15 protein-coding genes and 2 pseudogenes are annotated in these 12,724 nt (G+C 61.8%); 14 read left to right on the forward strand and 3 right to left on the reverse strand.

The annotated features are described in order from the left end of the window. Positions 1 to 44 precede the first annotated feature (44 nt). The 3 genes from BLX42_RS23640 to BLX42_RS23650 are packed head-to-tail and all read left to right on the forward strand — an operon-like array spanning position 45 to position 1,906. Positions 45 to 1,064, forward strand: coding sequence for an IS30 family transposase (locus BLX42_RS23640; protein ID WP_161872785.1), 1,020 nt, complete (start codon positions 45 to 47; stop codon positions 1,062 to 1,064). Positions 1,065 to 1,091: 27 nt separating this feature from the next. Next, entirely contained in the window at positions 1,092 to 1,526 is a 435-nt protein-coding gene (locus tag BLX42_RS23645; protein WP_161872786.1) for a hypothetical protein, read from the forward strand. Then, entirely contained in the window at positions 1,523 to 1,906 is a 384-nt protein-coding gene (locus BLX42_RS23650) for a hypothetical protein (RefSeq protein WP_161872787.1), read from the forward strand. Before BLX42_RS23645 ends, BLX42_RS23650 begins: the two co-directional genes overlap by 4 nt. Before the next feature lie 75 nt (positions 1,907 to 1,981). Here BLX42_RS23650 and BLX42_RS23655 read toward each other — a convergent pair whose 3' ends face one another. Next, the gene (locus BLX42_RS23655; protein WP_161872788.1) at positions 1,982 to 2,539 is read right to left on the reverse strand and encodes a WYL domain-containing protein; all 558 of its coding nucleotides are present in this window, start codon (positions 2,537 to 2,539) and stop codon (positions 1,982 to 1,984) included. A gap of 206 nt (positions 2,540 to 2,745) precedes the next feature. On the opposite strand from BLX42_RS23655, the gene BLX42_RS23660 reads away from it, so the two are divergent. The 7 genes and pseudogenes from BLX42_RS23660 to BLX42_RS27325 form a co-directional block, all read left to right on the forward strand. Next, complete coding sequence (locus tag BLX42_RS23660; RefSeq protein ID WP_046788345.1) at positions 2,746 to 3,543, forward strand: tetratricopeptide repeat protein; 798 nt, start codon at positions 2,746 to 2,748, stop codon at positions 3,541 to 3,543. Positions 3,544 to 3,645: 102 nt separating this feature from the next. Next, on the forward strand, positions 3,646 to 4,098 hold the full coding sequence (locus BLX42_RS23665) for a MarR family winged helix-turn-helix transcriptional regulator (RefSeq protein ID WP_046788346.1): 453 nt from the start codon (positions 3,646 to 3,648) through the stop codon (positions 4,096 to 4,098). Next, a complete protein-coding gene (locus BLX42_RS23670) occupies positions 4,095 to 6,182 on the forward strand; it encodes an FUSC family protein (protein WP_046788347.1) in 2,088 nt (695 codons plus the stop codon). The genes BLX42_RS23665 and BLX42_RS23670 overlap by 4 nt, the downstream gene beginning before the upstream one ends. After that, positions 6,179 to 6,391: a DUF1656 domain-containing protein gene (locus BLX42_RS23675; RefSeq protein WP_008096887.1), complete on the forward strand. Its 213-nt coding sequence runs from the start codon at positions 6,179 to 6,181 to the stop codon at positions 6,389 to 6,391. Before BLX42_RS23670 ends, BLX42_RS23675 begins: the two co-directional genes overlap by 4 nt. Beyond that, the gene (locus tag BLX42_RS23680; RefSeq protein ID WP_012316803.1) at positions 6,388 to 7,263 is read left to right on the forward strand and encodes an HlyD family secretion protein; all 876 of its coding nucleotides are present in this window, start codon (positions 6,388 to 6,390) and stop codon (positions 7,261 to 7,263) included. The genes BLX42_RS23675 and BLX42_RS23680 overlap by 4 nt, the downstream gene beginning before the upstream one ends. Further along, positions 7,260 to 8,678, forward strand: coding sequence for an efflux transporter outer membrane subunit (locus BLX42_RS23685; RefSeq protein WP_161872789.1), 1,419 nt, complete (start codon positions 7,260 to 7,262; stop codon positions 8,676 to 8,678). Before BLX42_RS23680 ends, BLX42_RS23685 begins: the two co-directional genes overlap by 4 nt. Next, positions 8,654 to 8,761, forward strand: a pseudogene (locus BLX42_RS27325) (hypothetical protein); the annotation flags it as partial. The gene BLX42_RS23685 and the pseudogene BLX42_RS27325, both read left to right, overlap by 25 nt. Positions 8,762 to 8,775: 14 nt before the next feature. Here the strand turns inward: BLX42_RS27325 and BLX42_RS23690 are convergent. Beyond that, positions 8,776 to 9,231, reverse strand: coding sequence for a transposase (locus BLX42_RS23690; RefSeq protein ID WP_115273151.1), 456 nt, complete (start codon positions 9,229 to 9,231; stop codon positions 8,776 to 8,778). Positions 9,232 to 9,751: 520 nt separating this feature from the next. Here BLX42_RS23690 and BLX42_RS23695 point away from each other — a divergent pair. The 3 genes from BLX42_RS23695 to BLX42_RS23705 all read left to right on the forward strand — a co-directional run bounded on the left by BLX42_RS23695 (position 9,752) and on the right by BLX42_RS23705 (position 10,903). Then, positions 9,752 to 10,015 (forward strand): hypothetical protein, encoded by a 264-nt coding sequence (locus BLX42_RS23695; protein ID WP_012316800.1) that lies wholly within the window; start codon positions 9,752 to 9,754, stop codon positions 10,013 to 10,015. Next, complete coding sequence (locus tag BLX42_RS23700) at positions 10,012 to 10,260, forward strand: DUF3077 domain-containing protein (RefSeq protein WP_161872790.1); 249 nt, start codon at positions 10,012 to 10,014, stop codon at positions 10,258 to 10,260. The genes BLX42_RS23695 and BLX42_RS23700 overlap by 4 nt, the downstream gene beginning before the upstream one ends. A 190-nt stretch (positions 10,261 to 10,450) precedes the next feature. Beyond that, a complete protein-coding gene (locus tag BLX42_RS23705) occupies positions 10,451 to 10,903 on the forward strand; it encodes a YaiI/YqxD family protein (protein WP_012316798.1) in 453 nt (150 codons plus the stop codon). Here the strand turns inward: BLX42_RS23705 and elbB are convergent, their stop codons facing one another. After that, positions 10,904 to 11,569 (reverse strand): isoprenoid biosynthesis glyoxalase ElbB, encoded by a 666-nt coding sequence (gene elbB, locus BLX42_RS23710; RefSeq protein ID WP_115273149.1) that lies wholly within the window; start codon positions 11,567 to 11,569, stop codon positions 10,904 to 10,906. 113 nt (positions 11,570 to 11,682) lie between these two features. Here elbB and BLX42_RS27005 point away from each other — a divergent pair. After that, positions 11,683 to 12,309 (forward strand): annotated as a pseudogene (locus tag BLX42_RS27005) (sterol desaturase family protein); the annotation flags it as partial. Between the last annotated feature and the right edge of the window lie 415 nt (positions 12,310 to 12,724).

The following is a 12,724-nucleotide window of genomic DNA, read 5'->3' on the forward strand; positions in this document are numbered from 1 at the left end:
GGCGGTCTCAGTGACCAAGTGCAACACCCGAGGTAAGGTGCTGCATGACTACTCACTACACCCACTTGACCATCGAAGAGCGCGTAACGCTAATGATCATGCGTATGCAAGGCGCCTCGCTGCGAGCCATCGCCCAAGTTCTTGGGCGCCAACCCAGCACGCTGAGTCGAGAGGTGCGGCGCCAGTCGCAGCCTGGGCACTATGACGCCAGCACTGCCGGTGCTCGAGCCCGTGCCCTCAGACACGTCCCGAGGCGCAGCAAGCTTCTTGCCCCTGGTTCTGAACTGTTCCAGGTCGTACACAGCATGTTGGCCAAGGGCTGGTCTCCTCAGCAAATTGCCGCCAGACTCAAGGACTACTGGCCTGATAATCCTGAGCGGCATGTGAGTCACGAAACGATCTACCTGACAATCTATGCATACCCACGCGGCGAGCTTAAGCGTCAACTCATTGGTTACCTGCGCCAGGGCGGCAGCAAGCGGCGTACTCGCAGCACTGCGCCAGCTCGGCGCGAGCGCTATCCAGCTGAACAGAATATTCGCTACCGACCTCAAGAGGTCGAAGGTCGACAAGTGCCAGGTCATTGGGAAAGCGACCTGATCATGGGCGCGAACAATCGCTCGGCAGTAGCGACGATGGTCGAGCGCACAAGCCGTTTCGTGATCCTGGCCAAGTTGGATGCGCCCACCGCAGACGCCGCGCTAGAGGGGATGACGCGAGAACTTTCGCGGATGGCACCGGCGCTGCTGAAAACCATGACCCATGACCAAGGCAGCGAGATGGCCAAGCATCAAGAGCTGACAGATCGTACGGGAATGAAGATCTACTTCGCTGACCCGCACAGCCCTTGGCAAAGAGGCAGCAACGAGAACACGAACGGCCTGCTCCGGCAGTACTTACCCAAGGGCACCGATTTGTCGCTGGTTAGCCAGGAGCGGCTGGACGAGATTGCCGACTTGCTCAACACCCGACCTCGTCAGACATTGGGCTGGAAATTCCCTGTTGAAGTGTTGACGGATCATCTGCAACTGCTGGCAACCAATCGGCTCAACATTATCAACTGACTGTTGCACTTGGAACCTGAGGCCGCCATGCTGCAGCTTTCTACCAAAAGTTATCTGAGTACTGGGGAGATTTCTCGGTACGCCGAGAAGGTAGCAGGCGTGGCGAAAGCTGCGAATCTGATCAAGAAAGGGGCATATATCGGTGTTGCACTGGAAGTGGCTGGGACAGGGATGTCTATTCATAAGGCATGCACCACTGGTCGCGAAGAAGAATGCAGAAAGGCCAAGTATGTAGAGACAGGTGGTTTAGCGGGCACTATAGCTGGAAGCGCGGCTGGAGGATTTATGGGTGGTGCTATTGCGGGTACTATATGCGTGGCGCTTAGTGTCCCCACTGCCGGTGCTGCCGGTGCTTCGTGTGTTGTGTTCGGAGGTGCAATAGGTGGCAAGTATGGAGGCGATTTTGGAAAAGAGCTGTTAGGCAGGGTTGGAGAGATAATCTATGAGCGGGTACATGAATGAAGTCTGATATGGCGGTCTTGCTAGCGACACTTCTGTTAGTCTGGATGATAATTAGTGTGGGTCTTATGACTTATTTGGCTCGCCGCTACATCGATGTCATCGAGTCCAGTTTATCAAGGTGCAGCTATGTACAGGATAATAGGTCAAACTTTTCGTCTGCGGGCTTGATTGGAAAAGTGTTACGTACCTGCTTGGCTGCGAACATGCTGATGATTCCCAAGATTTTTGTGGTAAAAGGTGTGGCGGACGCCTCGGAGATTCTCCACTTTCCAAAGCGCATTAAAAATAAATTGTTGGTTTCGTGGGGTGGGCTTGTATTGTCCACTTCTTTGTTTTTTGCTTTTAATGGCATGATGAAATTATTTGGCTGGTCTCTTTGACTTCCTATTGGCGCCGCAGCTTTCCAGCAAACTTTAGCTGAACACTAGGGGTGTTATGCCTAGAGTAGGGGGGAGCTAGTTCGAATACTGTGCTGCGGCATCAACCAGGGTCTTGGCAATCTCTGCGCGCAACTCGCTTGGCTGCTCGATTACCATGTCTGCTCCCTGACTCAGTACCCACCAGCGCAATGCCCCACCATCTTCCACCGTGGCCCGCAGTCGATGCCCCTGGTCCAGTGCCGTCAACTGCATGTCCACGCTCAAGGGTGCCTCGCGCAACTGCCGGGCCAATGAGTCGCTGACCCAGGCCTGCATCTCGACCCCTTCACCTTGCATCGGCTGGAGCGCCTCACCGCGCAAGTAGCCATGCAGGTCGAAATTCCCGCGCAGCTCGCCCAAGGCATTCGCCGACCAGTGCCAGCCGAACGGAATGCTCTTGTCGTTGCGCTCCAGCGGGAAGATCAACGACAGCTCATTGAGGTCGCGTTCCACCGTGCGTTTGCTGACGGTGAAACCCACATCGCGCAGGCGCCACACCAGTTCTGCGCTGGTAATACCCGGGGAACGGCTGGGTAGCTGGCGCAGCAGCGCCCACTGACGGCTGAGGGTGGCGCGGGTGGTGGCGAACGGCAAAAGGTAACGTCCTTGTCTAGGCTTGCCGCATCAGGATGGCGGCATTAGTGGGTCATGGCAATTAGCCACGATCCGTTCAGATCAAGGAACCGCCAATTGGTTGCCTGGCGCCGAATCGTTCGCGACAGGTTTTGACGTGACGTCGCGCAGAATCACGCCTCATCACAGCCGCAGTAAGGCCTGTGGGTCGTTCAATGAGGATGAACATGTCAGCTGTCAGCAATATCCACTCGCTGCTCGCCCGTCTTCTGCCTGAGCAGGTCATTCCCGCGCCGACCCCCGCTGGCAGGCGGCAGCGGCTGTTCGCCGGGGTGGGGTTGCCCAGCCAGCGGGCGCTGCTGGTCAACCGCCTGGACGAAGCGGCGGACCTGCAAGCGGTGTATGCCGACCTGCGCCATCAAGCGCTGGCCGGCCATGTGGCGGCGCTCAATGACCTGGGCTGGGTCTGGCTCAATGGCAAGTACTGGCGTGCCGACACCGTGCTGGCCGGGCACCTGCTGCGCATGGCGGCCATGCAGGGCAATGCCGCAGCCTGGTTCAACCTGGGGCAGCAGCACTACTTCGGCAAGGGTGTGGAGGTTTCCTACGTCCAGGCCGCAGAGTGCTATCGCCATGCCTTTGACCGGGGCATGCTCGATGCAGCCGCCGCACTCGGCGATTTGTACGAGGAAGAAGTGTGCGATGCGCAACTGGGCTGGCAGGTCGATCTGGCTCAGGCTTACCAGTGGTTTCTTCGTGGGGCCGAACGGGGCGAGGTGCGTTGCCGCTTCGAGGTGGGCTACCGTTTGTTGCATGGCCTGAGTGTGGACGCTGATATCAAGGCCGGGCTGTACTGGCTGGAGCTGGCGGCAGCGACCGGGGTCATGCAGGCGGCCGAGGAGCTGGCAGTGCATTTCAGCCGTTGCGATGCGGCGCGCTATCTGGATTGGCGGGATCGGGCAGTGCAGATGGGCAGTACATTGGCGCTGGCGATGAAGTTGGAGGACCAGGTTCAGCCTCAATGAACAACAATTCATGTATTCCCCCCGTCGCCCCCGGTTGACGACAGGGGGAGGGCCAGGCGTATATTGATAGTTAGCAAACTATGAATATCCTTGGTTCTTTACATGACGCTTGACTCACTGCGCCTGCAAGTCAGCACCGGCATGGTCGTTGCCGCCCGCCATTGGCGGCGCATTTGCCATACGGCCCTGACCAGCTACGGCATTTCCGAAGCCTGCGCCGCACCCTTGCTGATGATCGTGCGCCTGGGCGATGGCGTGCACCAGGTAGCCGTGGCTCAGGCCGCTGGCCTGGAAAGCCCGTCGCTTGTGCGCCTGCTTGACCAGCTGTGCAAGGCTGGCCTGGTATGCCGCAGCGAGGATCCGCTGGACCGCCGTGCCAAGGCCCTGAGCCTGACAGCCGAGGGCCGTGCCTTGGCCGAAGCCATCGAAGCCGAACTGGTGCGCGTACGCCACGAAGTGCTGCAGGGTATCGATGAGGCCGACCTGCATGCCGCCTTGCGCGTGCTCCGCGCCTTCGAGGCAGCAGGCCTTGGAAGCACTGGCGGGGTGGCATGAACGGTTTTTTCAGTTCGGTACCGCCGGCCCGCGACTGGTTCTATGGTGTGCGTACCTTTGCCGCGTCGATGATCGCGCTGTACATCGCACTGCTCATGCAGCTGCCGCGCCCCTACTGGGCGATGGCAACCGTCTACATCGTTTCCAGCCCATTCGTTGGGCCTACCAGCTCCAAGGCCCTGTATCGGGCCCTTGGCACGCTGCTCGGCGCTGGCGGGGCAATCTTCCTGGTGCCGCCGCTGGTGCAGTCGCCGTTGTTGCTGACCGTCGCGATCGCCCTGTGGACTGGCACATTGCTGTACCTCTCGCTGAACCTGCGCACCGCGAACAACTACGTGCTGATGCTGGCCGGCTATACGCTGCCAATGATCGCCCTGGCGGTGGTCGACAACCCGCTGGCAGTGTTCGACGTTGCTTCTTCACGTGCCCAGGAAATCTGCCTGGGGATTGTCTGCGCAGCCGTGGTCGGCGCGATTTTCTGGCCACGACGCCTGGCGCCCGTGGTGGTTGGCGCGACCGGAAGCTGGTTCAGTGAAGCGATCCGCTACAGCGATACCTACCTCGCCCGTGATGTTGCTGCGGACAAAGTGGGTGGCATGCGTGGTGCCATGGTTGCCACCTTCAACTCGCTGGAGTTGATGATTGGCCAGCTCGGCCACGAGGGTGCAGGCCCGCATACCTTGAAGAACGCCCGCGAGCTGCGCGGGCGCATGATCCATCTGCTGCCGGTGATCGACGCCCTTGACGACGCCCTGGTGGCGCTCGAAGGCCGCGCCCCGGCGCAGTTCGCCCAGCTGCAACCAGTGCTCGCCGCCGCCCGCGAATGGCTCGAGGGCACAGCACAAAGCGCCTCGGTAGCTCGCTGGACTGCCCTGCACGAACAGATCGACCGCCTGCAGCCCGGCGCCGCCGCGCTCGACCAGCGCGCCGAATTGTTGCTGTCCAATGCGCTTTACCGGCTGACCGAATGGGCCGACCTGTGGCAGGACTGCTGTACCTTGCAGCACGCCTTGCGCACGGATGACCCCAAGCCCTGGCGCGCGGTCTACCGCCACTGGCGCCTGGGCCGCCTGACACCGTTCTTCGACCGTGGCTTGATGCTTTATTCGGTGGTTTCCACCGTGCTGGCAATCATCGTCGCCTGCGGCCTGTGGATCGGCCTGGGCTGGAACGACGGCGCCAGCGCGGTGATCCTCGCCGCCGTGTCGTGCAGCTTCTTCGCCGCCATGGACGACCCGGCACCGCAGATCTACCGGTTCTTCTTCTGGACGTTGATGTCGGTCATCTTCTCCAGCCTGTACCTGTTCCTGGTGCTGCCCAACCTGCACGATTTCCCGATGCTGGTGCTGGCCTTCGCGGTGCCGTTCATCTGCGTCGGCACCCTGACCGTGCAGCCACGCTTCTACCTGGGCACCTTGCTGACCATCGTCAACACCTCGACCTTCATCAGTATCCAGGGCGCCTACGACGCCGATTTCTTCACCTTCCTCAACTCCAACCTGGCAGGCCCTGCAGGGCTTCTGTTCGCATTCATCTGGACCCTGGTGATGCGCCCGTTCGGTGTGGAACTGGCCGCCAAACGCATGACTCGCTTCGCCTGGCGGGACATCGTCGAGATGACTGCCCCGGCGACCCTGGCCGAACGTCGCCAGCTCGGCGTGCAGATGCTCGACCGCCTGATGCAGCACCTGCCGCGCCTGTCGCAGACCGGCCAGGACAGTGGCGCAGCCCTGCGCGACCTGCGAGTGGGCCTGAACCTGCTCGACCTGCTGGCCTACCTGCCGCGTGCAGGCACCCAGGCCCGCGAGCGCCTGCAAACGGTGATCGAGGAAGTGGGCGGCCACTACGCTGCCTGCCTGCGTGCCGGTCAGCGCCTGCATGCCCCTGCGGCGCTGCTGCGCAACATGGAGCGGGCACGCCTGGCGCTGAACCTGGATGAACTGTACGAACGTGGCGATGCCCGCACGCACCTGCTGCATGCCCTGAGCGGCCTGCGCCTGGCATTGCTGCCGGGTGTCGAGGTGATGCTCGAGCCTGCCGAACAACCGCAACTGCCCCCCGGGCTCGACGGAGCGCCCCTGTGATCGGTGAACTGGATATCAGCGGGGTGTTCCTGCCCACGCTGCTGGTGATGATGGTCTGCACCTACCTGCTGTTTCTCGGGGTGCACGCGGTGCTGGTGCGCCTGCACTTCTACCGCCTGGTCTGGCACCGGGCGTTGTTCAACGTTGCTTTGTATGCCGTGCTGCTTGGCGCGGTGGACCATTTTTGCCGAAGCCTGATGCTGCCATGAAAAAACCTTTGCTGACCCTGGGCCGTGTGGTCCTGACCTTGCTGGTAGTGACCTTCGCCGCCGTGCTCGTGTGGCAGATGGTGGTGTACTACATGTTCGCCCCCTGGACCCGCGACGGCCACATCCGCGCCGACGTGATCCAGATCGCCCCGGATGTTTCCGGGCTGATCCAGAAAGTCGAAGTGCGTGACAACCAGACCGTCAAGCGCGGCGACGTGCTGTTCACCATCGACCAGGACCGCTTCACCCTGGCGCTGCGCCAGGCCAAGGCGACCCTTGGCGAACGCCAGGAAACCCTGGCCCAGGCCTCTCGCGAAGCGCAGCGCAACCGAAAGCTGGGCAACCTGGTGGCGGCCGAGCAACTGGAAGAAAGCCAGTCCCGCGAGGCCCGTGCCCGTTCGGCGGTGAGCGAAGCCCAAGTGGCGGTCGACACCGCCCAGCTCAACCTGGACCGTTCGGTGGTGCGCAGCCCGGTGGACGGTTACCTCAACGACCGCGCGCCGCGAAACCACGAATTCGTCACGGCTGGCCGCCCCGTGCTTTCGGTCGTAGACAGTGCTTCGTATCACGTCGATGGCTATTTCGAAGAGACCAAATTGGGCGGCATCCACATTGGCGATGCCGTGGACATCCGCGTAATGGGCGACAACACTCGCCTGCGTGGCCATGTGCAGAGCTTTGCCGCCGGTATCGAGGACCGCGATCGCAGCAGCGGCAGCAACCTGCTGCCCAACGTCAACCCGGCGTTCAGCTGGGTGCGCCTGGCCCAGCGGATCCCGGTGCGCATCGCCTTCGATGAAGTGCCGCAAGACTTCCGCATGATCGCCGGGCGTACCGCCACGGTGTCGATCATCGAGGGCCCGCGCCCATGAAACAGCTGATCCTGGCTGGCTTGTGCCTGTCTCTTGGGGCCTGCATGATGGTAGGCCCGGACTATGAAGTGCCCAAGGACGCGGCAGTGCAGCGCAGCGACCTCAGTGGGCCGCTGCGCCAGGATGCTGCCAGCGTCGTGTCGGCGCCGGTACCCGAGGACTGGTGGCAGCTGTATCAGGATCAACGCCTCAATGAGCTGGTGCGCCAGGCGTTGAGTGCCAACACCGAACTGCGCGTGGCTGCGGCCAACATTGCCAAGGCCCGTGCCCAGGTCGAGGTAGCCCAGTCCCAGGGTGGATTCAACGGTGGCATCAAAGCCGGAGCCCAGCGGTTGCAGGAGTCTGGCGAGGCATTTTTGCTGACCGAGAAGGTGCCAGTGGCCAACATCGGTGATGCGATCATCAGCGCTTCCTACCAGTTTGACCTCTGGGGTACCTTCAAGCGTGGCACCGAAGCGGCCAAAGCCAATGCCGACGCTGTGCAGGCCGCTGCCGATACCGCCCGCATCACGTTGGTGGCCGATGTGGTCAAGGCCTACACCCAGGTGTGTTCGGCCAATGAGGAATACCACATCGCCCGCGAGTCGCTCGATTTGCAGCAGCAGAGCGTACAGCTCAACCAGCGCCTGCGTGATGCTGGCCGGGGTGACGAAACCCAGGTCACTCGCTCGCAGACCCAGTTCAAATCGCTGCGCGCAGAGTTGCCGCGCTTCAAGGCCGAGCGTGAAACCGGCCTGTATACCTTGGCCGCGCTGCTGGCCAAGCCTGTGGAGCAACTGCCTGCCGGCACTGCCGAGTGTGCCGAGCTGCCACACCTGAACCAGCTGTTGCCGGTCGGTGATGGCGCCGCGCTGCTCAAGCGCCGCCCCGACGTGCGCCAGGCCGAACGCCAGTTGGCGGCATCTACAGCGAATATCGGCGTGGCCACGGGCGCCCTGTATCCCGACATCAGCATCGGCGCCCAGGTTGGTACCATCGGTATTCTCGAGAACCTGGGTGAGCCTGCGACCAACCGCTGGGGCTTCGGCCCGCAGATCAGCTGGAACATCCCCACCAACGGCACCCGTGCCCGCATTCGCATGGCTGAGGCTTCGACCCAGGCGGCGCTGGCGCATTTCGACGGCGTGGTGCTCAACGCCATTCGCGAAACCCAGACCCGCCTGGCCCAGTACAGCGCCTTGCTCGACCGGCGTGATGCGCTGGCCGAGGCGGAGAAGTCGGCAAAAGAAGCGGCGGACCAGACGCACCGCTATTACCAGGCGGGGCGTGAGTCATTCCTGGCGGACTTGCAGGCGACACGGACCTACACGGACATGCGCGCGCAGCTGGCGGCGGCCAATAGCCAGGTGGCGATGGGGCAGATCGGTGTGTTCCTGGCGTTGGGCGGTGGGTGGAAGGATACCGCCAAGCCTTGAGGTCCCATCGCCGGCAAGCCGGCTCCCACAGGAATTGCACTGTACCTGAGGGCAGCGCTTTACCTGTTGGAGCCAGGTGGCGATGTGGCCATGGCAGTCAAACCCAGATCGCGTCCCAATGCGGATAATCCCCCACCCGCTCAACCAGACCTGCGCGCTTAGGGTTCAAGACGATGTAACGCGCCACAGCCTGCACGTCTTCTTCTCGGCGCAACGCCCGGTCATGAAACCCCTTCTGCCAAAGCCTCCCATATCGCCCGAGATGGCGGTTGATGGCACAGGTGCTGTGCGACTTCACCCGCCGCATCAACGTTTTCAGGCTCACCGGCCCCAGCTCGATCAACCAGTGGAAATGATCAGGCATTACCACCCAGGCTAAAGACCGCGCCGCACCTTCTGCCTCGGCCTGGCGTAGCTGGCTGACCAACAAGCGGGCCGAGTGAAATCCACCCAGTACAGGGGCCCTGTGCAATGTGGTGCTGGTGAGAAGGTACAACCGATGCCTTTCTGAGAACCGGCCAAGCCTTAGCTGATTTGAATGGGGACGATCCATGTTCCCTGCCTCCTATGGTTTGCCTGTGAGGCTAGTAGCGACGGTTTTATCAGGTTGGACGCAATTGGTACCTGCTGTTTCCGCGGGGTGGCCAATCGCCGGCAAGCCGGCCACAGGGAACGCGCAGTTCTTGAGGTCTGCACTGTACTTGTGGGAGCCGGCTTGCCGGCGATCGAGGGCGAAGCCCTCGCAGCAGTCGCAAGCCGTAAGACATTTCTGAACCTGAAACCAAATGCTTCAGTTTTTTCACTCTGGCGACTTATCCTACGACGCCTATCGGAAGGTGCCGTCTTGGCTGGCAAGCGCTCCGGGAATAATGTCCTCGGGTCGCCTCGCAAGGCGATCGGGCGTGAGACACCCGGTTCACATTCGGTAGCGCCGCTCCATGGCGGTCGTGCGCGGGCAGGCTTCGGTCTGGCCGGGGTTACCGTATGTCCCGGGTCTCACCCCGTGCACGACTGCCACCCAAATCCGTGAGACGAGGAGGAAGGCAGGTCAGCCCAACATACGGAGATCCGCCATGAAAAAGCTCGTCCCAGATCCACCTCCATCCGCCCTGCTTCTGCTCGACCCTCCCGCCATCTCGCTCCCGGAACCGCCCAACACCCAAGAGTGCAACGCACTCATCTGCGCTTTGACCCTGACCATCAAACAGACCTCCAGCGTGCTGCTCGACAGCCCGCAAGGCCCTGTGCGTGACGCCATGGGCATGAACATCCGCCTGCTGTGCCGGATGATCAATGCGCTGAACGAGCACGCCGGTGCGCAAGGAGCATCACAATGAGCGAGGGCCTCAACCAAGCATCAACGGCAGGCGTAGAAACCTTCGACCTGTTCAGCCTCAGGGCGGATGTTCCGTTCGATCATGCATTCTCGCAGCTTTCCGTACTGCTCGGCTGCATCCGCCACCTCACCACCGAAGCAGAAATGGAAAACGACCGCATCGCTGGCAGCGCGGCGCGGATTCTCAGCGAGATGGCCAAGGCATTGATCGATGATCTGGAGCGGGGGATGAACGAGGCTCACTGAGGCTGCGCAGGCTCCATTTGTTGCGATTGCTGCTTCTGCAACTGCACAGGGCCATTGAAATAGATGTGCCATTGCGTGTTTCTTTCGTCGGGACGAGTAACATGGCCGTTTCGGGGCCGCAAAGCGGCCCCAAATCGCTCAACTGAACGGCATCGGGCAAAGCCCTTCCTGCTTCAAGAGGAAAAATGCAATGCGCATATGGATCGACGCCGACGCCTGCCCCAAGGCAGCCAAGGACCTGATCGTCAAATTCGCCCTCAAGCGCAAGCTCGAGGTGGTCATGGTGGCCGGGCAGGCCGTGGCCAAACCGGCCTTCGCCGTTGTGCGGCTGATCGTGGTACCCAGCGGCATGGATGCCGCCGATGATTACCTGGTCGAGCACGCCGTGCCAGGTGAGCTGGTCATCTGCAGCGACGTGCCGCTGGCCGACCGCCTGATCAAGAAGGGGGTAGCGGCGCTGGACCCACGCGGCCGTGAATTCGACGAGCGCAACATGGGCGACCGGCTGGCAGTGCGCAACCTGTTTACCGAGTTGCGCGAGCAGGGCCAGGCCGGCGGAGGGCAGGGGCCTTATGGCGAACGCGAAAAGCAGGCGTTCGCCAATGCGCTGGACCGTATTCTGGCCCGCTTGGCCAAGGGCTGATCAGTCAGCCTCGTGGGTCATTTCCAGCACGCGATCCACCAGCTTGTAAATGCCGCCAGCCGCCTCGCTGATCGACTTGGCCACCATGTACGCCGGCGTGGTCACCAGCTTGCGCTGGGTGTCCTCGACAATGTCATGCACATCGCACTCTTCATGGGTGCCACCCATCTTGGTCACCGCAGCAGCAGTATCGGCATCGTTCCCGATGGTGCAAACCACGCCAGGGCCGTAGATCTTGGCCGCCAGTGCCGGTGAAATGCACATCAGGCCAACCGGCTTGCAAGCTTCGGCAAAGGCCTCGGCCAAGGCCAGTACCTGCGGGTTGACCGTGCAATCGCTACCTTCGACGGCAAAGTCGGACAGGTTCTTCGCCGCCCCGAAACCACCCGGCACGATCAGCGCATCGAAGTCCTCGGCCCTGGCCTCGCTGATGTCCTTGACCTCGCCGCGAGCGATGCGCGCCGATTCCACCAGCACATTGCGCGACTCAGGCATCTGCTCACCGGTGAGGTGGTTGATCACGTGCATCTGCGCGATGTTCGGCGCGAAGCACTGCACCTGTGCGCCGCGCTGGTCGAGGCGCAGCAGGGTGATCACGCTTTCATGGATTTCGGCGCCATCGTAGACGCCACAGCCGGAAAGAATCACCGCTACTTTTTTCGTCATGCTCATTACTCCAGTGTCGAGGCGCTAAATGTCCTCTAGTTTGGCAGATGTGGCCATAGGGGTTGCCTTGGGTGCATCCTAATCTGTGTGGATACCCTTCGAGGCAGCTGTCCATGGACTTGATTCTGCTGGCCGTACCGTTCTTTTTCGTGCTGATCGCGGTTGAATTGGTCGCCGACCGTGTGCGCGGCCAGCGCAATTTCACCGTGGCCGATTCGATCAACAGCCTGAGCACCGGCGTGCTGTCCACCAGTACCGGGCTGCTGACCAAGGGGGCAGGGCTGGTGACCTATGCACTGGCGTGGGAGCATCTGGCGCTGCTGCACCTGCCGGGCCACGCCGTCTGGGTCTGGTTGCTGGCGTTCGTGCTGTACGACTTCTGCTATTACTGGCTGCACCGCTTGGGGCATGAGCGCAATGTGCTGTGGGCAGCCCACTCGGTGCATCACCAGAGCGAGGAGTACAACCTCACCACCGCGTTGCGCCAGACCAGTAGCGGCTTCCTCTTTTCGTGGATCTTCTACCTGCCGCTGGCGCTGGTCGGCGTGCCGCCATGGGTGTTCATTACCGTGGCGTCGCTCAACCTGCTGTACCAGTTCTGGGTGCACACCCGGCACATTCCCAAGTTGGGCTGGCTCGAATGGATACTGATCACACCGTCCAACCATCGCGTCCACCATGCGCAAAATACTGTTTACTTGGATCGCAACTACGGCGGTGTGTTCATTCTTTGGGACCGTCTGTTTGGCACCTTCAAGGAAGAAGACCCGGCCGAGCCGGTGGTGTTTGGCGTGACCACGCCGTTGGCCAGCTGGAACCCGTTGTGGGCCAACCTGCAGTTCTATGCCCAGCTCTGGGACGATGCCCGGCGCACCGATAGCCTGTGGGACAAACTGCGTATCTGGTTCATGCCCACTGGCTGGCGGCCGGCGGATGTGGCCGCGCGTTATCCACAGGCCAAGCAGAACCTGGCGCTGTTCCGTAAGTTCGAGGTTGCCCTGGGGCGGGCGCAGCAGGTTTATGTGGTGCTGCAGTTCGCCGTTTACGTGGCATTGGGCAGCTACCTGATGGGCGTTGCAGAGCAGGTGCCGACGGCGGCCCTGGTGCTTGGCTGGTCGGTGATGGCGCTGGGTTTGTTCGCCCTGGGCGCGGCCC

Origin of the sequence: Pseudomonas sp. SG-MS2 (assembly GCF_009933855.1) — a bacterium.
GTDB classification, from domain to species: domain Bacteria; phylum Pseudomonadota; class Gammaproteobacteria; order Pseudomonadales; family Pseudomonadaceae; genus Aquipseudomonas; species Aquipseudomonas putida_E.